Below are 21,516 nucleotides of genomic sequence, written 5' to 3'. Positions count from 1 at the left end.
TAGTTATAAACACAATATATAGAGAGATAAAATTTTATCACCCCTATATATTGTGTTTTCAATGCTATACTATAGAATATGACACTTGCCTAATTTCATGGAATGAGATTAAGCAAAGAACAAGAAAAATAACATTTTCTATGGAGAAAACATGTCTGAGATTCTAGAGCCGGTAAAAGATGTACCGCCCACAAGTCAACTGGAATTGACCGCTAACGCCCCAGGTTCATTGAAAACCATCAAGCGTAACGGCAAAGTTGTTGCCTTTGACGATAACAAAATTAAAGTCGCAATTACTAAAGCCTTTATTGCTGAAGAAGGTAATAATGCCGCTGCCTCAAACCGCATTCATCAATTGGTTGATGAAATAACTCAACAGGTGACTCAGGCTTTTAAACGTCGTTTACCAAGTGGCGGTACCATTCATATCGAAGACATTCAGGATCAGGTTGAACTTGCCCTAATGCGCAGCAGCGAATACAAGATTGCCCGTGCTTATGTGCTCTATCGTGAAGCACATCGCAAAGCGCGTGAATCCAGTTTGCAACAGCAAGCTAGTGATAGCAAAACACTTCTAATTACTATGCCAGACGGTGAATTGGCTCCCCTTGATATGGCGCGCGTTGAAACTATTGTTAATGAGGCCTGCCGTGAATTGGAAAGTGTAAAGGCCGAGCCCGTCATTAAAGATGCCCTGCGTAATCTCTATAACCAAGCGAAACTGGACGATGTCCATAAAGCCCTGATTATGTCTGCCCGCGCCTTAGTTGAAACAGAGCCTAACTACACCTATGTCAGTGCTCGTTTATTGTTAGACAGCATGCGAACAGAGGCTCTGAGCAAATTACAGATCCAGACAGAAGCAACCTTTGATGAAATGGCAGCGCTCTACCCTGCTTACTTTAAAGCCTATATCGCTCATGGAATTGGCCAAGGCATGTTAGACCACAAACTCGGCGAGTTTGATTTGGATAAACTGGGTAAAGCCTTATTAGCTCAGCGTGACATGAAGTTTACCTACCTCAGTCTACAGACACTCTATGATCGCTATTTCATTCATGAGAAAGGTATTCGCTACGAATTACCCCAAGCCTTCTTTATGCGTGTTGCAATGGGGCTCGCTATTCGTGAGAAAAACCGTGATGAGAAAGCAATTGAGTTCTACCTGCTCTTATCGTCTTTTGATTATATGTCCTCAACACCAACCCTGTTTAACTCAGGAACAGTCAGACCGCAGTTATCAAGCTGCTACTTGACTACTGTGCCAGATGATCTTGATGGTATTTACAGCGCGATTAAAGACAATGCTCTCTTGTCCAAGTTTGCAGGTGGTCTGGGTAATGACTGGACTCCTGTTCGTGCAATGGGCGCTCACATTAAAGGCACTAATGGTAAATCCCAAGGTGTTGTGCCCTTCTTAAATGTGGCTGATGCAACAGCCGTTGCGGTTAACCAAGGCGGTAAACGTAAAGGGGCTGTTTGTGCTTATCTTGAATGCTGGCATCTTGACGTTGAAGAATTCTTAGATCTCCGTAAGAACACCGGTGACGATCGTCGTCGTACCCATGATATGAATACTGCCTTATGGATTCCCGATTTATTTATGAAACGTGTCCATGAAGAAGGCGAATGGACGCTGTTTTCACCTGATGTCGTACCAGACTTGCATGATCTCTACGGTAAAGCCTTTGAAGCGAAATACTCTGAGTATGAAGAAAAGGCACGTCGTGGCCAAATCGACAATGCAAAGGTCGTATCAGCGTTAAAGCTATGGCGCCGTATGCTTTCAATGCTGTTTGAAACGGGTCATCCTTGGCTTACATTTAAAGATTCTTGTAATCTTCGTTCGCCACAGCAACATGCTGGTGTCATTCATAGTTCTAATCTATGTACTGAAATTACACTCAACACGTCACAGGATGAAATTGCAGTATGTAACTTGGGTAGTATTAACCTGCCTGCGCATATTCATGATGGCAAACTGGATCGCAAAAAGTTAAAACAAACCATTAGTACAGCAGTCCGTATGCTGGATAATGTGATTGATATTAACTATTACTCAGTACCACAGGCGCGCAATTCAAACCTGCAACATCGTCCAGTAGGTTTAGGATTAATGGGCTTCCAGGATTCGCTCTATGCTATGAAAATAGATTATACGTCCAAGCAAGCTATTGAATTTGCTGACGAGTCAATGGAACTAATTAGTTACTATGCCATTGAGGCTTCTTGTGAATTGGCGAAAGAGCGCGGCTCTTATTCTACTTATGAGGGTTCGCTTTGGAGCAAAGGAATTCTTCCGATTGATTCGATTAATCTGCTGCAACAAGCTCGTAACCAATATCTGGAACAAGATCGTTCACAACGTCTGGATTGGGAAGGTCTACGCGTCAAGGTACGTACCCAAGGCATGCGTAACTCGAATGTCATGGCTATTGCGCCTACAGCGACTATTTCCAATATTTGCGGGGTTTCACAGTCTATTGAACCAACCTATCAAAACCTCTATGTGAAATCGAATTTGTCAGGCGAGTTTACTGTGATTAATCCTTACCTGGTTGCTGACCTGAAAGCGTTAAACCTCTGGGATGAGGTCATGGTTAATGACTTGAAATATTTCAATGGTAGCGTACAACCAATCAGCCGTATTCCTGCCGAATTGAAAACTCGCTATGCAACTGCTTTTGAAATTGATCCTATGTGGCTGGTTGAAGCTGCTTCGCGCCGGCAAAAATGGATCGATCAAGCGCAGTCACTAAATATTTACATGGCAAAACCCTCCGGTAAAAAATTGGATCAGCTGTATAAACATGCTTGGTTACGTGGCTTAAAGACAACCTATTATCTACGCAGTGTTGGCGCTAGTAATGCCGAAAAATCAACAGTTACCGATGGGGCACTCAATGCAGTCAAACTCGATGCTGAGCCGAAAGTATGCTCAATTCTTGATCCAGACTGCGAAGCCTGCCAATAAAGAGGAGAAATGAATGACAACTGCTACTACAGAACACATGAATGCAGCTAACTATTTAAGCGCAACCGGCCTGGAAGCGCTTGAAATGGGTGCTAGCCGTATTCAAGTTGACGACAAACAAATTATCAATTGTCGTGCTGACTTAAACCAGTTAGTGCCTTTTAAATATACCTGGGCTTGGGATAAATATTTAACTGCCTGCGCTAACCATTGGATGCCGAATGAAATTAACATGAGCGCAGACGTTGCTCTATGGAAGGATCCTAATGGCTTAACTGAAGACGAGCGTTTGATTGTACTGCGTAATCTAGGCTTTTTCTCAACTGCAGATTCCCTAGTTGCTAACAATCTGGTTCTGGCCGTTTACCGCCATATTACCAACCCAGAATGCCGTCAATATCTCCTGCGCCAGGCCTTCGAAGAAGCCCTGCATACACACGCTTATCAATACATCATCGAAAGCTTAGGTCTTGACGAAGCGGCTGTGTTTAACATGTACCGTGAAATTCCCTCTGTCGCTACCAAAGCGTCTTGGGCACTTCCATTCACACAAAGTCTCTGCGATCCCAACTTCCATACGGGCACGCCTGCAGATGATCAACGATTGTTACGCGACCTGATTGCCTTCTACGTCGTTTTCGAGGGTATTTTCTTCTACGTTGGCTTCACTCAGATCCTGTCAATGGGAAGACGTAACAAAATGGTAGGAACCTCTGAACAGTTCCAATACATTTTACGTGATGAGTCCATGCATATGAATTTTGGTATTGATGTCATTAATCAAATCAAAATTGAAAACCCCCATTTGTGGACCCCTGCCTTCAAAGAGGAAATCATTGCACTGATCAAAGAAGGTGTCGCTCTGGAATATCAATACGCCAAAGATACGATGCCCCATGGTATTTTGGGTATGAACGCTGAGATGTTTGAAGAGTATCTTCATTTTATCGCCAACCGCCGCTTAAGCCAGATTGGTCTGCCAGAGCAATATCCAGGCGCTGAAAACCCCTTCCCCTGGATGAGTGAAATGATGGATTTGAAGAAAGAGAAAAACTTCTTTGAAACTCGCGTAATTGAGTATCAAGCTGGTGGAACGCTAAGCTGGGAAGACGAGGATCAGTAGAGCATCCCGTCATCCAGAGCGCAGCGAAGGATCTCCCGAATGAAGCACAGTGCTAACTCCGGAGATCCTTCGCTGCGCTCTGGATGACGGAATGTCGAGACAAGGAGAGATGTGACATTACAAATGTCTAAAAGTCCGTAGCCTGGATGCAGCGAAGCAAAATCCGGGAAGTCGAATCGCTGCATCCAGGCCACATTCTATTAACACAGTAAGGCCTTAATAGGCCTTGTGAGCAGAGCGAAGCGCCCTAAGTTATTGAGCCAGTATTGCTGGCGAGAGTTCAGCAATTGTGTCGATCTCTTTATTATAGAGTTCACCCTTAGTACTCCAGATGCCCCAAAAATAGGCGCCAGAAAAGGTAATAACTGTTAAAACCCCTTTTAAAAAAGTGATTGCGGCACTATCCCTTCTGCTTGCAATAAGCGCTCTATTCAGCACAAAGTCTTGTTTAAACTGAGATAACTTATCTGCAATAGAGCCCTCTCCTTCCAGAGTGTCACAAAGCCCTTTTACAATTTGATATTTCTGTAAAGTCAGTTTGAACACAGCATCATTATTAAAACCCTCAGGATCAGCAGTCAAAAGCTGCTCTGGCGAATCACTGGGATAAAGATCAGTTCTTACAAGGATCTCTTCTTTCAAATGAATAATATAATTTTGGGAAAATACTAGTAAATCAGAAAGTTGCCCCTCTTTACTAGAATCGCTTGCTGTCGTTGTTTGGGCCTGAGGTGCAGGCAAATCAGACTCAAATTGCTCAAGCTTGATTAAATTCGCTTCAATTGCACGAGCAACTTCTGCAACAGACAATAAGCTAATACGCGGATCCAGATTCAAGCAGATGCCCAATTTATTTTTTAGGAGTAACTGATTAAGAATACCTAAGGTAAAGGTTCGGCCATTACCATCAGGAAAGGGATGTAATAAAATCATTGACTTAATAAAACTTGCAATCTGATGTAGAGAAGGTTTCCTTATCTTATTAAATTCCTTTATCTGCTTCTCAAAAAGTGGTCCAACGGCATCAAAAACTTCATACTTAGCAAGAATTTGTTGCATCCGCATATTTTCTACAAGCTGTTCACCACTGAGATTAACTAAGTCGCAATTAGGATTGAGATTATCAAAAGGGGGAATATACCTTAGCCGGTAAGTGCCGTTTTTTAAATTATTGTTCAGTTTGTCAGCGAGCTCTTGATTCGACTTACAACCTAAACCATCTCGCATTTCCTTAATATTTTTAAAGTGCTGCAAACTGTTATAACGATCAATCAACTCGAATCGAGGACCATAACCTAAATTAGCCTGCTCAGACCAAACAAAAAGCTCAAGCAAACCTTGCTCACTGATAAACTCTTTATCATCCACAAGAAAGGCAACTGATCCTCTACGGGTAGGGGATTTCATGTTAGCGCGTATTTCTGGCTTCATCGCATTGAAAACACTAATAATCCCTGCTGCGCTGAGCTTGGCCTTTGCACTCTCTAAAGCAATAAGGAAGCCTGCGCATAGATTTTTTTTGTCATTCTCAGTGTAATCTTTAGAAACATAAGGTGCTTTTAAGCGAGAATCGAAATTTTCTTGAACATATTGCAGTAGAACCTCATTGCGCATGCTAATTACCTTAAAAAAACTGGGCTTTGCACCACCAGATCCCGCGGTCAAGCCGCGGGAATTCGAGTAGTTTGTAGAATTGCTTATTTTGCCCGGGCAGAAAAAACTGGATTATAGTAAAAAAAGCTTAAATAAATATTAAATATTAAATAAAAAACATCCAAATAAGATGAAATTAAGGCATATTAAAAGCAAATCAACCAATTCTTCAGCTCTCAGAGTCTCCGATTTTACGTTAAACTTAACTTAATAGCTTAGGTAATTGCTGAGGAGACCTTGTTACGTGGATTAACGAACTAACCGGTTACAAATAGCCAGGCAGTTCTTTCTTTACAGGAACTCGATAGCCCAACCTTGGTCGCCTACCTGCGGCTTAAAAAAAATAATCATTTCGACTTACAAAATTTCAAGACATTTTTGCAGCAGCGCTTACCTCTCACTATATACTTCCTAGCCTGGTTGAAACTGTAAATTAATGATAACTATTAATAAAAGAAGACACATTCTAATTTAGTCTTAATTTTTGCACCGGATAATCTATTAAAGTTTATCTGGACCAAATTAGATGCCAAATACGCATACATCATCATCTTCTTCCTCATCTTCAACTCTGAGTGATGACGCTCTGCCCGTTGACTGGGTCGCTCTTTTGCAAAGCCATTCTCCTCATATTTTCCGCGTTACCAATAACAGCCTGAGAACCAATACTTATTGTCAAAAAATTTATGCGAATTCTATAGATCACTTATTAGAAAATACTGACTCTCTGGATGAGAGCACAATTCAATTAAAAGGACTTATAACCGATGTTCCACAAATTTTGGATAAGACTCAACAAGTAAAACTAGTCGAGTTGATTGTCGATTTAATCAAAAGGAATAGCACTAACTTACAGTTCATGATGATATTTACAAATCGATTACATCATTGTTTACCTGTAGACCTCGCATCAGCTCTCTATGAGTATGCGATAACCCAGAAAACCCCTTTTAAACCTATACATTGGGCAATTATCTGCGATCAACCCCTCTCTGAAAGTTTAGCAATTGACATTAATGATGCATCTCTCATTGCTCCCTTATACTTGGCATCCGATCTTAATAAGCCTGAACTTGTCTCTACCTTACTAGCGTTTAATGCAGAGGTAGACCTTCCCTCCTATGGAAAAACCTCTTCTATGCTTGCTTGTATAGTAGGTTTCACGGAAGTATTAAAAAGGTTACACCAAGCTAGTGCTAATTTAGAGGTGGTCGTAGAAGAGGATGGCTTCAACTTACTCCATTGTGCAGCTACCACTAATGAGCTTGCAACGGTCGAATACTTGTTGGAACACAATCCCAAACTAATTAATTCGAAAAATAATCGCGGGGAGAAACCACTAAAAGTAGCCTTAGCGAATGGTCAGATTAAAATCGCTGAACTCTTGGTTGATAAAACTGAGGACCTCCCAAACAATGGTTTTACTCTATTAGAGGCCACAGTTGCGGGCTCTATTAAACTTGTCGAAGCATTCTTAGCGAGAGGCTTGCCTACTGATTCCACAGATAATAATGGTAACACTGCCCTGCATCTTGCCCTTCAATGTGGTCATGAACAAATAGCTAAATTCTTACTAGAAAAAGCTCCAGCTCTTCTCAAAACCACAGATAATACGGGTCAAAACCCTCTGCATGTCGCCGCCTTAAAAGGCTGTCACGAAAGCGTAAAGCTCATTAAGGGAATTGATGAGAACTTGGCTAAGGCTCAAGATGATAGTGGTTTATTTCCACTTCATATGGCGGTCATTAATGGTTGTTCTGAAACAGTTGCTGTCCTATTAGAGGGTATTGGCAGCGATACTATTTTGCAAAACAACACAGGTCGTACCCCAACTCATCTTGCTGCCCAAGTTGATAACGTCAAAATACTAGAATTTTTACTGGAAAAAGCGCCCCAATGGACCCAGGTTAGGGATCGAAATGGTCTAAGTCCGCTACATATTGCTGTATCAAACGGCAGTATCGAGAGTGTTAAGCTCTTAGTGAAAAATGCGCCAGAACTTATTAGGCTACAGAATCCTGATGGTTTAACAGCGCTTCATTTTGCTGCCAGATTTAATAAGCATGAAATAGCAAGGATTCTAATGGAAGCAGATCCCAGCCTCGCCCAAGTGCCGAATAGATACGACAGATTGCCTCTTGATGTCGCTGCTCAATATGATAGTGTCGAAACTGCTAGAGTTATATTAGAAATTAAGCCCGAACTAGCAGAAGCTAAAACCCACGATCAGATAACAGCACTCCACACAGCCGCTATGCAAGATAGTGTTCAGGTAGCTGAACTTTTGTTGGAAAAAGCCCCTGGGCTAGCAAGCTGTGGTGACAATTACGGCAATACTCCAGCCCATATTGCTGCAATCCACGATAAAACCAAGGTAGCAAAACTGCTACTGGAAAAAAATAAACAACTTTTCTCAAAATTTAGCCATCGCTATCAAACTGCATGTGAACTAGCGGTTGAACACAACGGGTTAGAAGTCCTTAAGTTAATACTGGATTATATTGATGGAGAGCCTAATCTAATAAGCTATGCTGTTAGAGTAAAGAATTATCCAGCTATAGACCTAATTATTGAAGCCGGAATCTATCTAAGCCCGGCTAATCTCGTATTATCTCTACTTGAGGAAATAACCAGGCGTATTGAAGCGAATACCGAATTTTATAAACTACCTGCAGATACAGAAGACAAGGTAGGAACTCTTTTGGGACGTGCGCTGAGAGTTTGTCGAGAACAGCTGATAATGGCTGATGAGCAAATCCCTGTTTATCCTCTTGTCAAGCTCGATGTACTTCTGCCTATGCCTATTGGTTACACTTACCTTGGTGAGTGGTTTATTCCGCAAGCAATGGCCGGTGATCATAGGTATCTTGAGCTTTTAGAAAAATCCAAGGAAAAACCTCTAGCCCTAGCAAGGTGGTTTGCAAACGCCCCTAAGAATTGTGGCTATGAGCATTTAGCCATAAAGCTAGTAACTTATAGGACATTAAAAAAGGGGCTCATCAGCCAGACAATTGAGCTGACTGATGAGGAAGCTAGCGCCTTGCATTCTGGTCAAATTGACTCTTTACAAACTCTGTCGAAGAGATATCCCCATGAACAACTTAGAAAGTGGCTGAATGCTTTAATTGAAGCGCCTGAAACCGCAGCGTTTCACAAGCCCTGTCAAAACTGCCTTGAGGCCTTTGACAGAAATGCTCTGCTTGCACGTTTGCGAGTTTTAAGAGAAAAGCGCATAGCAACCCAATCTAGACAGCAGCAGGCAGAAGGGAAATCAAGAATCCCACAATTTATCCAACCTGAACAACAACTAATACGCTCAAAACGTGTATCGCCGGAGCAACCCTCATCTTCTGGTGGTCCTGACCTTAAATTTCAGAGAACAGCTCGAGAAGACGATCGAGTTGAGAGCGGAGAGTTATTTAGTTATTCATCTTCGAGTTCCTCTAGCTCGAGCAATGAGGAAGCAGCGGGATCCTTTGGCTGCATCTCTGATAGGCGATGCTTCATTTTAGAAGCCATTGCTGGTTCTGAGGAAGCACTCAACTACTTAAATGCCTGCCCGCGTGAAGACCGAGCTAGCTGGTTTAAGAATAATGGAAATGTATTGGAGCATAAGCGTCTAGCTCTTAAATTAGTAACTAGACAATTTATGGCAGGAAATCCTGAGCATTGCCTTCAATTAGAGAAAGCAGAAGAATCTGCATTCTGTGAAGGCAAATTATCAGCATTGGGTTCTCTCTACGATAAAATGCCTTATAGGTTAGGCATGAGTTGGCTAGAGAAACTAGCGACTGCACCCGAAACAATCTATCTTCATGAGGTATGCCGTGAGTTGATCACTATTTTTCAGGTAAGGCATGCTAGAGAGCGTCTTGATGCCTTCGAAAATCGAAATGTAGGATTGAGTCATTCTGAGCCTGCTGCGGAAACGCTGGGCCAGAGACCTATTAGTTATTTCTTCCAGTCAGAAGACAGTGCTGATAGCTCTAGTGTACCTGTCAGTAATGACTATCCCCTTAGCTTCTTAGCATCATTGGACTAACCGCGCGTAGCGTGGGGGAGGAGAGAAGGGTAAATCAGCTTGCGCAAGCAACATTATTGGTTTTGTAGCCGCTTCGCGACACCTTTAAAGCCCCCTCACCCAAAAAAAAGGTTATAACACTGCCGTTTTAACAACCTTATCAATAGCCATGAGTGTTTCCAGCAGTGTTTTTATTTTGGCAAGAGGCCAGCTATTTGGGCCGTCACTCAGCGCTTTATCAGGGTCAGGATGGGTTTCCATAAACAGTCCAGAGATCCCCGTTGCAACAGCAGCCCTTGCTAAGGCTGGAACAAACTCACGCTGGCCACCTGAGGTACCATCGTTGCCGCCGGGCAATTGTACGGAATGTGTTGCATCATAGACTACAGGACAGCCTGTTTCGCGCATGATTTGCAGAGAACGCATATCAGACACCAGGTTGTTATAACCAAAGGTGGCGCCTCGCTCGCAAACCATAATTTGCTCATTGCCACTAGCCTTTGCTTTAGCAACAACATGCTTCATTTCCCAGGGCGCAAGGAACTGGCCTTTTTTGATATTGATAGGCTTATTCATTGCCGCAACTTTTTGAATAAAATTGGTTTGGCGGCATAAGAAAGCAGGGGTTTGCAGCACATCAACTACTGAAGACACCTCTAATAAGGGTGTATCTTCATGAACATCAGTCAACACGGGAACGCCAATTTGCGCTTTGACCTTTTCCAAAATCATCAAGCCCTTTTCAAAGCCTGGGCCTCGATAACTGTTAATTGATGAACGATTAGCTTTATCAAAGGACGATTTATAAATAAAGGGCAATTTAAGTGCTGCACAAATTTCTTTGAGGTATCCCGCTGTTTCTAAAGCCAGCGCTTCGCTCTCAATAACACAAGGCCCAGCAATTAAAAATAGAGGTGAGTCTATGCCTATTTCAAAACCACATAATTTCATGCTTTTTCCTTCTGTTGATGATTTTTGCGCGCAGCTAAGATGAACTGTGTAAAAAGCGGATGCCCATCACGGGGGGTGGAGGTAAACTCAGGATGGAATTGGCAAGCAACAAACCAAGGGTGGTCTGCCAGCTCTATCATTTCAACCAAGGTGCCATCGGCAGAACGCCCAGCAACAACCAGCCCCTTTTGCACCAGAGCCTCAACATAGCGATTATTAACCTCATAGCGATGACGATGGCGCTCGATAATTTGTGGTTGACCATAGATTTCAAAGGCTCTTGAATCTTTATCAACTTGGCAGAGCTGCGCACCTAAACGCATTGTTCCACCCAGATCCGTATTTTCATCGCGAAGATTGACACTGCCATCAGCCTCTAACCATTCAGTAATTAAGGCAATAACCGGATAAGAAGTCGTTTTGTCAAACTCTGTCGAGTTTGCGCCCTTAAGTCCAGCGACATTACGTGCAAACTCAATAACTGCGGTTTGCATGCCTAAGCAAATTCCAAGAAAAGGAATCTTCGATTCACGGGCATATTGGATCGCCCTGATTTTTCCTTCAACTCCACGCTCACCAAAGCCCCCGGGAACCAGGATTGCATCAACATTCGCTAATAAATCAGGGCCATGCTTTTCAATTAACTCGGCATCAAGATAACTAATTTCAACCTTGGTTTGCGTGTGAATACCAGCATGGATGAGCGCTTCATTAATTGATTTATAAGCATCATTTAACTCGGTATATTTACCCACCATACAAACTTTGACGGTTTCTGTCTGGATTGCCTGGGCATCAACAACACGCTGCCATTCACTCAAATCGGCAGGTTTAATATCAAGCCCTAATTTTTTCACCACAATTTCATCTAAGCCTTGCTCATGCAGGATCATAGGAATTTGGTAAATGCTCTTGGCATCCTGCAGGGAAATAACCCCTTCCTTCTCAACATTTGTAAATAAGGCAATCTTAGCCCTATCAGTCATGGACAAGGGTTTTTCAGAACGACAAATGAGGATATCAGGTTGTATACCAATCGAACGTAATTCTTTGACTGAATGTTGGGTTGGCTTCGTTTTTGTCTCACCAGAGGTAGGAATATAGGGTACCAAGGTTAGGTGAATAAACAGCGAGCGTTGCGACCCAAGCTCTATACGCATCTGGCGAATCGCTTCCAGAAAGGGTAAAGACTCTATATCACCAACTGTTCCACCAATCTCAATCATCGCGACATCATAGCTATCTGCGCCCTGTTTAATAGAACGTTTAATTTCATTAGTAATATGGGGAATTACTTGAACTGTACCCCCTAGGTAGTCACCGCGGCGCTCTTTTTTAATAACGGACTCATAAATTTTGCCTGAGGTAAAATTATTTCGCTTAGTCATCGTCGTACGGACAAAGCGTTCATAATGCCCAAGATCAAGATCGGTTTCTGCGCCATCATGAGTCACGAAAACTTCACCGTGCTGAAAGGGGCTCATTGTGCCGGGATCAACATTTATGTAAGGATCAAGTTTAATGAGGGTAACACTTAAACCGCGGGCCTCAAGAATAGCGGCAAGTGAAGCTGAAGCAATGCCTTTTCCCAAAGAAGAAACAACACCACCAGTAATAAAAATATAATTAGTCATAATTGATCCCGTTTGAAATGCTAAAACTGCCGCTCAAGCGACAAAAAATTAGGCGCATGTAAACGGGGCTCAATTTTAACAAAACTAAAAATGAAATAACAAGAGAATTCTTGTGCGGCAAAAATGATCCAAGACTAGCACAAGAAATACCAAGTTGGAAAAAATTAAATCAGACAAAAAATTTGATTTTAATCAATACTCGTCTGCAATAAAGTATTTTTTAATTCTTAATATTAAAAACAAAAGCACATTCTTAAGCTTCTCTTAATTCGAAACTAAGACAATCCCTTAATTATTTACTCGTATACCGGAGAAGAATTAGTATGCGATCCAAACGTGAACCCTTCCAATCCTCGCAAGCTAGGGGTAAACGCCAAAGGGCAACAACATCCGCAAGTAGAATCCTTTCTAACCTAGCCTCATCAAGTTCATCCAATAGTAGTTCTGCCAGAGCACCAAGAGATTGGGAAAAGCTGGGACACAATCATTTTCCAAGCTCCTATGACCCTCTTACGAGAAAAACAAGTGATGGCTGGAAAACTCACTATCTTCGAATGTTAAGTGACACTGCGAAAGCGCTAGATACCCCAGAAGAAGGGCAAAAAATTAAGGCTCTATTCACCAAGCTTTTTTCACTTGAGAATATTGATCTAAGTACTCATGCCTTAGATGAGGCTGACAAAGCGCTTCTCTTAATGCAAATTATAAGGGTGCTGAATAACCTTCATCGTGTAGCATCTCAGAAGCGTCTTATAAATCTTGCCGCCTTGGTCCATCATCGTCTTCCTAAAGATCTTGCCTCTGAGCTATTCACAAAAGCTATAGCATGGTATCAAGAAAATCAGGCCTTAGAAGAGCAAAGACCTCTTACACCACTATACTGGGCTTTAATATGCCGGCAACCTATCAGCAGAGAATTAATAACCAAAAGTCTGAACAATAATCGTCTTCTAGGAAAATTTCCCAATATTTTCCAATTAGCTACCGGCCTAAATGACCTGGAATTTATCAAGTCTCTGATGATTCATGGTCTGTATATAGACCGATGTGATCGCCCTAACTGCATAGTGGCAATAAATTTTGGATTTATCGACGTTTTGAATTTCTTTTTAACTTTGCCTGATGAATCACTAATAACAAAAGACAATTTACTGAATACTGCTTTGCGAAAGGGAAACATTGAAATTGTGGATCGTCTGCTAGAAAAAAATAATATTGAGATCAATGGGAAAAAGACTCTTTTGAGCGCCGCTAAACTCGCTAATGCAAATATCATAAGGAAAATTCTTGCTCGTGACGCTTCCGGTAGCATTGAGGCACTTGAAGAGGCTATCAGGGAGCAGAATACCGTTTCAATCGACGCTCTTTTTGAGGGCGGCGTTCATGTAGGTCCAGATTGCCAATCTGAGCTAATTACCGAGGAATTAGCTAAACGAGCGCAGATGAATCTTAACATTCTAAAAAGAGCCGACCCACAGGCCGAATGTTTTGATGAGGATACAATAATTGACTTCCTCAAAGGTAGGCTCTCAGGATTGTGCTCGATGCCGATAGGATATACCCCTGATGGCATCTATTTCTTTGAAGATGCACTTAACGGATCGGCTAAGGCAGTTAACTTCTTAATAGCTTCTGACCATAAAACCCCCATGGTGCTGAAACCCTTTTTTCATGATACTGAAGACAGATTGTCATATAGACTTTTAGCCTTAGCGATAGTATCTGACCGACTATCCAGAGCTGGTTGGCCGATTGTCCTTAAGGAAGAAGAAAAACATGATTTATGTCGGGGTGACCTAGCCTCATTGAGTCGTATCATCAGCGAATATCCAGCAGATGTACTGCAAGCTTGGCTAAACGAACTGGCGAAAGCTCCGGAAACTGCGAGCTTTCATCTTGTCTGCCAGACATTAATTAAACAGATAGAAAGGTTTGAATTGGCAGAGCTACTCAAGGAATTAGAGTACCTTGACCCTGAGTCCTTTGAAAATGTTGACTCACCCTCTTTACCTTCGAGCAGTCAGCAGAAGCGCTATGGGCTTGATCGTTTCTTTAAGCGTGGTGGGGATAAACTCCCTGCTGAGGAGAGCTTGGTTAGCTGTTCTAGTTCTTCTAGTTCTTCTAGCTCGATCTCAAATGAAGATCGGGATAGCCTGGGAATGGGTTAGGGGCTGTTAACAAAGAAAAGAGCTTCGAATCAGCCACCCCTCATCCGCCCTTCGGGCACCTTCTCCCCTGAGGAGCGAAGGTGCCCGAAGGGCGGATGAGGGTTTCTTTTTTAATCTTTTATAGCGAGCAAATGCCCAAGTTTCTGTTGCTTGGTTTTCAGATACTCTCGATTCTCAGGCGTTGGCTCTACTGTCAGAGGAATACGTTGGGAAACTTTTATCCCATATTTCTCAATGGCCTCTATCTTCTTAGGATTATTGGTAAGTAAGCGAATAGCATCTAGTCCCAAATATCGTAAAATTTGAAATGCCACAGCATAGTTACGGTTATCCGCTGGGAATCCTAATTTTAAATTAGCATCGACGGTATCAAAGCCTTGCTCTTGAAGAGCATAAGCCTTTAATTTGTTGGCCAAGCCTATTCCCCGCCCTTCCTGCCGCAGATAAATACAGACTCCACCTTCTTTTGCAATTAAATCCAGAGATTGCTGTAATTGGCTACCGCAATCACATTTGCATGATCCGAAAACATCGCCAGTAATACATTCAGAGTGAATCCGCACTAAAGGAATCTGATTGTTGATTTGCGGTGCTTTGACAAGGGCAAAATGTTCGGCAGAATCGAGCTTATTAGCAAAAACTGTCATAGCGAAGTCGCCATGCCCATTGAGGGGAATGCGGGTAGTTGCTACTTCTTCGACCAGGACTTCATGTCGAATTCGGTAATCAATCAGATCTTTGATTGTGACCATAGGAAGCCCATGTTCTTTTGAGAATTTTGCCAATTCATCGCGGCGACTCATTGTGCCATCTTCACTGATAATTTCACAAATAACAGCCGCAGGCTTACAACCAGCTAGGCGCGCAAAATCCACTGAACCCTCTGTCTGCCCTGCTCGCTCTAAGACCCCTCTTGCTTTAGCACGTAAAGGAAATACATGCCCCGGTGAAATGACAGCCTGGGGTGAGGCTTCATCAGAAATTGCTACTTGAATGGTTCTTGCACGATCCTGAGCAGAAATACCGGTAGATACGCCAGTGGCAGCCTCTATCGACACAGTGAAAGCAGTGCCATAAGGTGAACGGTTGGTAGCGACCATCATTGGCAATTGCAACTTATCGATAAGTTCCTCAGCCATGGGTAAACAAATCAGACCACGTCCAAAACGAGCCATAAAATTAATCGCATCCGCAGTAGCATGCTCAGCAGCAATAACCAAATCGCCTTCGTTTTCACGCGCCTCATCATCCAAAAGCATAATCATCTGACCAGCCTTTAAGGCCTCGATCGCTTGCTCAGTGGTTGCAAAAGGACTTGTCATATCGATTCAACCTCATTTTTCAACTGCCCTGCTACCTGAAGCTGATGCGCAACGATACGGGTCAAATAATCAAATTCCACATTTAAACGTTGACCAAGCTCTAACTGGCCAAAAGTTGTTTGTGCTAAGGTGTGCGGAACCAGCATAAGTTTAATATCACCATCAGTTACCGCGTTTATTGTCAAACTCACCCCATCAAGGGTAATGCTGCCTTTAGGCAAAAGGTACATGCTAGCATAAGCTGCAAAATCACCAACAACTATCTCAGTATAATCACCGACCTTAGTCACTTCTTTAAGGCGGGCTGTTGTATCGATATGTCCGCTAACATAGTGGCCACCAAAACGAGCTGTTGCTGCCATGGCTCTCTCAAGATTAACCTTAGAACCAACAGCTAACTGACCTAAATTCGTCAATCCTAAGGTTTCTGGTGATACATCAAAAATTAGATGGTCTTTGGATTCAGGCACTAAGGTCAAACAAACTCCATTCACAGCAATGCTCTCACCGATCGCTAATTGCTGATATGCCGCTTTAATTTCCAGACGATTAGCAACCGTTCCTGCATGATTAGCCAGTACTTCACCCTGTGTTTCTATTAATCCTGTGAACATAAACCCTCCTGCCAATCGAGGCATGCTATCACATTATCAGCCTTTATCTGCCAACTTACTTTCGGTTTATTTATGAAAAGCTTGTCTCCGTTAAAGGCTGAAACAGCTTTAGGACCTAAAAGCGAAGGCACGATATACAAATAGGTTCTCTGAACTAATTGCTCGCGATGCAAAGCAGAAAACAGCTGCCCCCCGGCCTCCACCCAAACATCGTGAAAACCAAGCTCTCCAAGGTTTTTTATGATAGATGGCAAATCAAGTAAGCCTTTTTTTGCAGGGACAGCATGGTAAGTACAATTCGTATAAGGCGTTTTAACCTTTATATTTTCATCATAGTAGATATGACAATGCTTTGCGTTGCTAAAAACCTTAGCCTTATTGGATAGTGATAATTGGCTATCAAGGATTGCTAGAATTTTTCCCTGCTCATCCCCATCAATACGAGCAGTAAATAGAGGATCATCTGCGCTAATGGTTTTTGCAGTAGTCAAAATAAGGTCGGTTTGTGAGCGTTTGAGATGGGTAAATTCAGCGCATTCAGTATTGGATAAATGAACACGGACCCCATTCTCTCCAGCAATTTTGCCATCCAAAGACTGCGCCATCTTGGCGGTGATCCACGGCTTTTTAGTAAAAGTCCAATAGCGATAACTCTCATAGAAGGCGTCAATTTCTGGCAGCGGATAATGCACTACCTTGATTCCATGGGCTTCCAAGAGCTGTGGCGTGTTATTAGCAGCAACTAGGGGGTTGGGATCACTAAAACCATAGACAACCTGGGAAATACCATAGCTGATAATTGCTTCAACGCAGGGAGGAGTTTTCCCCCAATGATTACAAGGCTCTAAGCTTACATAGAGAACAAGGCCTTTGATTCCAGCGGGGATTTGCTGCAGGATTAGCTGCTCAGCATGCGCGGTTCCAGCGCCCTTATGCCAGGCTCGAGCTATAATCTCACCCTTATGTACCGCAACCGCGCCTACACTGGGATTTGGTGCACATTTACCCCGTCCGAGCCAAGCTTGTTCAAGAGCAGCTTGCATAAAGTAGTTGTGCATAGTGAAGTCGATAGTAAAAAAATGCGAATGATAACAAGTTATTCAATTTATGAGTAGTCTATGAGTAAATTTTAGGTAATAGGCCACCCTAACATAGCCCGTCATCCAGAGCGCAGCGAAGGATCTCCTGAACGAGGCGCCGTGCTAATCTCGGAGATCCTTCGCTGCGCTCTGGATGACGGGATGCAGGGGCAAGGGGAGCATACCTAGGTTTTGTGTAGGCCTATTAGAAAAGCCTGTGTTATAATCCCAGCGTTATACTGCTACGAAAACACTCAGGGAGTACCCAATAAATTGACCAGGCCCATGAGACAGTGGTTCCAACTAACAGGACGAAGGCTTCTAAAGCAAAGTTTGTGTTTTCTTCTTGCTATGATGCAGGTCTTTCCTATCCAAGCTTCATCCCCCCTTGCCCCCTATTCAACACGCGAGCTTGAGGAACTGGAAAAGGAATTTATTCAACTAATCAATCGCTCCGACAGTATTGAGCGTAACCCTTTAGCTAATCAATATATCAACCATCTCGGCAAATCTCTGGCGCGCTTCGCCCATATTCCGACCCCTTATTTTTTCATTGTGAAATCCAGTGAAATTAATGCCTTTGCTGGTCCCGGAGGATATATTGGTATAAACACCCAGCTAATCTTAGCCACTCAAAATGAAAGTGAATTAGCCGCGGTTATGGCGCATGAAATCGCTCACGTACGCTTACATCATCTCTACGCGATGATTGAGCATCAAAAACAAATGCGTGTCCCTATGCTAGCCTCTTTACTGGCCTCAATTGCCCTAGGCGTAATTAATCCTACCCTGGGTTCTGGCGCCTTGATGGCTTCACTGAGTGGTTTTGATCAAGATGGGATTAACTTTACACGTTCCAAGGAAAAGGAAGCGGATAGAATTGGCATCGATATGCTAATTAAATCTGGGCAAGATCCCCGTGGAATGGCTGGTTTTTTCAAAAAAATGCAGCAACATACCCGTTATTATTACACGGCAAGCACGCCAGCTATTTTAAGAACCCACCCCCTAGATGAAGATCGTATTGCTGAAGCAGAAAACCGCAGTGAGCACCTAGCAAAAAAGCACTACCCCGATAATTTGAATTATCGTTTATTTAAGGAAGTAATCCGTGTTTCAGTCAGCAGTGATAGCAAGCATCTGCTTGATTATTATCATCATGAATGCAGCAAAAGAGCTAACAATTCCCCTTGCCAATATGGCCGTGCTTTGACCTTTCTTAGCATAAACCAGTATCAACAAGCACAAACTATCCTTGAGCCCTTGCTTAATCAGGATCACGATAATCTCTATTATCAAATCGCAATAGCCCAATCAGAGATAGGCACCAAGCAATACGATGCAGCGTTGAAGCGCCTAAGTAGTTTGCAGGCAAATTACCCTGAAAATTATGCGGCTCTTATGGCCTATGCCCAGGGCTTACTTGCCGCAGGCAAAGCGGAGCAGGCAGCAAGTATCCTGCTCAAAGGCTCAAGACAATATAAGCAAGACTTGGTTTTATGCGAGGAACTTGCGCAAGCCCAGGCTGCGGCTCATCGTAAAAGCTACGCTTATTTTACAGAAGCCCAATGCCAACTACTTCAGGGACGTAAAAGGGATGCAGTACGGCAGCTTAAGCTCGCTAAAACCCTAGCTAAAAATGATAACTATCTTCAGGCTCGAATCAACGCTATGATTGATGACATTAAATTTTTATCAGAGAGTTAGATTTCACTTAACCAACTAAAGGGAGTTAGAAATGGATATTAGTGCTTTGCTAGTTAGCTTAATTAGTGGCGGTATTGGCGGTAATATTTTAGGCGCAGCATGGAAGGATAAAAGCCTTGGCGCTATGGGTAATACCATTGCCGGTTTAATTGGCGGAGCAGCTGGTACCTATATTGCTCAGGCAGTTGGGCTCTTAAATAGCCTGGGTCTAGGTGATATGACTGTGAATTCAATCATGGGGAACGCGGGTTCTGGGGCTGTTGGTGGAGTCATCTTGACTGCTATTGCTGGAATTATAAAGGGCGCGATGAAAAAGTAGTTTCTGCTCTCCCCTTCTGCCCCACTGCCGTTAAGTTAAGGGCATTTGTCATTCCCGCGAAGGCGACGAAACTATTTCTAGCTAAACACAGTGCCAATATAGAGATGGTTTCCCGCCTTCGCGGGAATGGCAAAACCTTCCTTTGAAGCCATGCGCTGTCAGGAAATGCTTCTTGGCTTATGGACAATTGACCTCGATTCCTTCATGAAGTTATTCAGTCAAAATAAAGATAAGCAAAGCAAGGAAACTACCCTATTACTTATCAACCATCAATTAGCTTCTCAATCAAGGCCTGCTTGGAATTGACCTTCATTTTATATTTCATATTCAATAAATATTCTTCTACTGTACGGAAGGATAAATCTAGTTTCTGCGCAATTTGCTTTGCGCTATAGCCTCTGATTAACCAGTAAGCGCAATCGTTTTCTCGTGGTGTTAATACTTCATAGAAATTATCGGAGACCAGCATGGTAAGTTGATTGAATAGACCCAACTCCCTTAATTGGCGCAGAGAACTAAGCATTGATTCGGTTTGTAAATTAAAGCTGAACCCTGCAGAACCAAGCAATTGATTGTCTTGATTAAACCAAGGAAATTTGATTGAAAAAATGGCTTGTTCAGCGCCCTTATTATTTAATAGCCTCTCCTCAAAGACCTGCACTCTATTCATTCTGCAAATGGAGCGGCTGTTTTGCATCAACTGATTGGCAGATTCCAGGTCAGCAACATCTTTAAGTGTGCGACCTACCGAATCCCTTGCAGAATCAAAGCCACATAAGTTTGCACCATATTCGTTCATGCAATAGGTCGTACTTTCCGCATCTAAGAAATAGACGCTCATTCTTAGAGCAAGTAAATCATTAAGCTGAATTTTAGGAAAAGGCTTGCTGGGTTTTAGCAACTTCAGACCTGATTTATAGGGAACAATTGCGGTTTCAGCATTCAATATCTTAAGTGTTTCTTTAGTCAACATGTTAATTCAATCAAGGCTATTCCCGTAGACAATACGGGGTAAAGTGGCTGCAAAATTATATTATATTTTGAGCTTAAATTTAACAGTTGCCAAGGATATACCATGACCAACTTTTCGAGCCTGAAAGACTCTCCCCTAGGAAAGACCAGCAAATCAGCAGCAAACTACGATAAATCGCTTCTCTTTGCTTTAGATCGTAGTGAAAATAGACGAGAATTAGATCTTGTTAGCCCTCTCCCCTTTCATGGCAGTGATATTTGGAATCTTTATGAGCTTTCTTGGCTAAACCTGCAGGGAAAACCCATTGTTGCCATGGCAAGGCTCACTGTTCCCGCGGATTCTCCTAGGATTTTTGAATCTAAATCTCTGAAGCTTTATTTGAATTCTTTGCATAATCTGCGTTTTGCTAATGGAGACGAGCTGTGCAAGCTTATTGTTGCTGATCTCAGCGAACTTTGCGGAACAAATCTAATGCTTAGCCTAGAGCCCTTAACTGCTCTTTCATCAAGCCCCTTAAGCAGTCCTGAGGGTTTGAATCTGGACGACTATGACATTCATACTGACTGCTATTCTTATCATCCGCAATTTCTCTCGAGCTCTGAAAAATTCTGCGAAGAAATACTTTATTCTAATTTATTAAGATCAAACTGCCCGATTACCAATCAACCTGATTGGGCGACGCTGGTTATTCGCTATGAAGGCCGGCAAATCGACCACCCCGGCCTACTGAAATATATTATCTCTTTGCGTGAGCATAATGAATTTCACGAACACTGTATTGAACGGATTTTTGTCGATCTTATGAAACATTGCGGGCCTGAAAATTTGCTTGTCTCTGCAAGATACACACGACGTGGTGGAATTGATATTAATCCACAACGGGCGACATTGGCTTATGGGTTAGAGGGAAATCGGCGTTTAATAAGGCAGTAGGATGTATCTATTTACGTCATCCAGAGCGCAGCGAAGGATCTCCTG

14 protein-coding genes are annotated in these 21,516 nt (G+C 42.7%); 7 read left to right on the top strand and 7 right to left on the bottom strand.

Annotation, left to right across the window (positions count from 1 at the left end):
• Positions 1-151 precede the first annotated feature (151 nt).
• Both BN1094_RS14035 and BN1094_RS14030 read left to right on the top strand, forming a co-directional pair.
• Complete coding sequence (locus BN1094_RS14035) at positions 152-2,974, top strand: ribonucleoside-diphosphate reductase subunit alpha (RefSeq protein ID WP_044011713.1); 2,823 nt, start codon at positions 152-154, stop codon at positions 2,972-2,974.
• Positions 2,975-2,987: 13 nt separating this feature from the next.
• Positions 2,988-4,097 (top strand): ribonucleotide-diphosphate reductase subunit beta, encoded by a 1,110-nt coding sequence (locus tag BN1094_RS14030; RefSeq protein WP_044011712.1) that lies wholly within the window; start codon positions 2,988-2,990, stop codon positions 4,095-4,097.
• Between the two features lie 252 nt (positions 4,098-4,349).
• Here BN1094_RS14030 and BN1094_RS14025 read toward each other — a convergent pair whose 3' ends face one another.
• Positions 4,350-5,711: a Fic family protein gene (locus tag BN1094_RS14025; protein WP_044011711.1), complete on the bottom strand. Its 1,362-nt coding sequence runs from the start codon at positions 5,709-5,711 to the stop codon at positions 4,350-4,352.
• Between the two features lie 565 nt (positions 5,712-6,276).
• On the opposite strand from BN1094_RS14025, the gene BN1094_RS14020 reads away from it, so the two are divergent.
• Positions 6,277-9,792, top strand: a complete 3,516-nt coding sequence (locus tag BN1094_RS14020) for an ankyrin repeat domain-containing protein (RefSeq protein WP_044011710.1) — start codon at positions 6,277-6,279, stop codon at positions 9,790-9,792.
• A 111-nt stretch (positions 9,793-9,903) separates the two neighbouring features.
• Here BN1094_RS14020 and kdsA read toward each other — a convergent pair whose 3' ends face one another.
• Complete coding sequence (gene kdsA, locus BN1094_RS14015) at positions 9,904-10,722, bottom strand: 3-deoxy-8-phosphooctulonate synthase (RefSeq protein ID WP_044011709.1); 819 nt, start codon at positions 10,720-10,722, stop codon at positions 9,904-9,906.
• Positions 10,719-12,356, bottom strand: a complete 1,638-nt coding sequence (locus BN1094_RS14010) for a CTP synthase (RefSeq protein WP_044011708.1) — start codon at positions 12,354-12,356, stop codon at positions 10,719-10,721. Before BN1094_RS14010 ends, kdsA begins: the two co-directional genes overlap by 4 nt.
• A gap of 323 nt (positions 12,357-12,679) precedes the next feature.
• Here BN1094_RS14010 and BN1094_RS14005 point away from each other — a divergent pair, with 323 nt between their 5' ends.
• Complete coding sequence (locus BN1094_RS14005; RefSeq protein WP_044011707.1) at positions 12,680-14,524, top strand: ankyrin repeat domain-containing protein; 1,845 nt, start codon at positions 12,680-12,682, stop codon at positions 14,522-14,524.
• Between the two features lie 110 nt (positions 14,525-14,634).
• On the opposite strand, the gene BN1094_RS14000 is transcribed toward BN1094_RS14005, so the two are convergent.
• From BN1094_RS14000 to ribD, 3 genes are read right to left on the bottom strand one after another with little or no spacing between them, the layout of a single operon-like run.
• Positions 14,635-15,846 carry a bifunctional 3,4-dihydroxy-2-butanone-4-phosphate synthase/GTP cyclohydrolase II gene (locus BN1094_RS14000; RefSeq protein ID WP_044011706.1) on the bottom strand — a complete coding sequence of 404 codons (1,212 nt, stop codon included), beginning with the start codon at positions 15,844-15,846 and terminating at the stop codon, positions 14,635-14,637.
• Positions 15,843-16,460 (bottom strand): riboflavin synthase, encoded by a 618-nt coding sequence (locus BN1094_RS13995; protein WP_044011705.1) that lies wholly within the window; start codon positions 16,458-16,460, stop codon positions 15,843-15,845. The genes BN1094_RS14000 and BN1094_RS13995 overlap by 4 nt, the downstream gene beginning before the upstream one ends.
• Positions 16,445-17,518, bottom strand: coding sequence for a bifunctional diaminohydroxyphosphoribosylaminopyrimidine deaminase/5-amino-6-(5-phosphoribosylamino)uracil reductase RibD (gene ribD, locus BN1094_RS13990; RefSeq protein ID WP_044011704.1), 1,074 nt, complete (start codon positions 17,516-17,518; stop codon positions 16,445-16,447). Before ribD ends, BN1094_RS13995 begins: the two co-directional genes overlap by 16 nt.
• A gap of 372 nt (positions 17,519-17,890) precedes the next feature.
• Between ribD and BN1094_RS13985 the strand changes: the two genes are divergently transcribed.
• On the top strand, positions 17,891-19,246 hold the full coding sequence (locus BN1094_RS13985; protein WP_245614354.1) for a M48 family metalloprotease: 1,356 nt from the start codon (positions 17,891-17,893) through the stop codon (positions 19,244-19,246).
• 31 nt (positions 19,247-19,277) lie between these two features.
• Positions 19,278-19,565: a hypothetical protein gene (locus BN1094_RS13980; protein ID WP_044011702.1), complete on the top strand. Its 288-nt coding sequence runs from the start codon at positions 19,278-19,280 to the stop codon at positions 19,563-19,565.
• Between the two features lie 262 nt (positions 19,566-19,827).
• Here BN1094_RS13980 and BN1094_RS13975 read toward each other — a convergent pair whose 3' ends face one another.
• Positions 19,828-20,538 carry a helix-turn-helix transcriptional regulator gene (locus BN1094_RS13975; protein ID WP_044011701.1) on the bottom strand — a complete coding sequence of 237 codons (711 nt, stop codon included), beginning with the start codon at positions 20,536-20,538 and terminating at the stop codon, positions 19,828-19,830.
• 102 nt (positions 20,539-20,640) lie between these two features.
• On the opposite strand from BN1094_RS13975, the gene queF reads away from it, so the two are divergent.
• A complete protein-coding gene (queF, locus tag BN1094_RS13970) occupies positions 20,641-21,471 on the top strand; it encodes an NADPH-dependent 7-cyano-7-deazaguanine reductase QueF (protein WP_044011700.1) in 831 nt (276 codons plus the stop codon).
• Positions 21,472-21,516 lie beyond the last annotated feature (45 nt).

It is taken from the genome of Legionella massiliensis (assembly GCF_000756815.1).
GTDB classification, from domain to species: domain Bacteria; phylum Pseudomonadota; class Gammaproteobacteria; order Legionellales; family Legionellaceae; genus Tatlockia; species Tatlockia massiliensis.
This window is presented reverse-complemented; position numbering and strand designations above follow the sequence as displayed.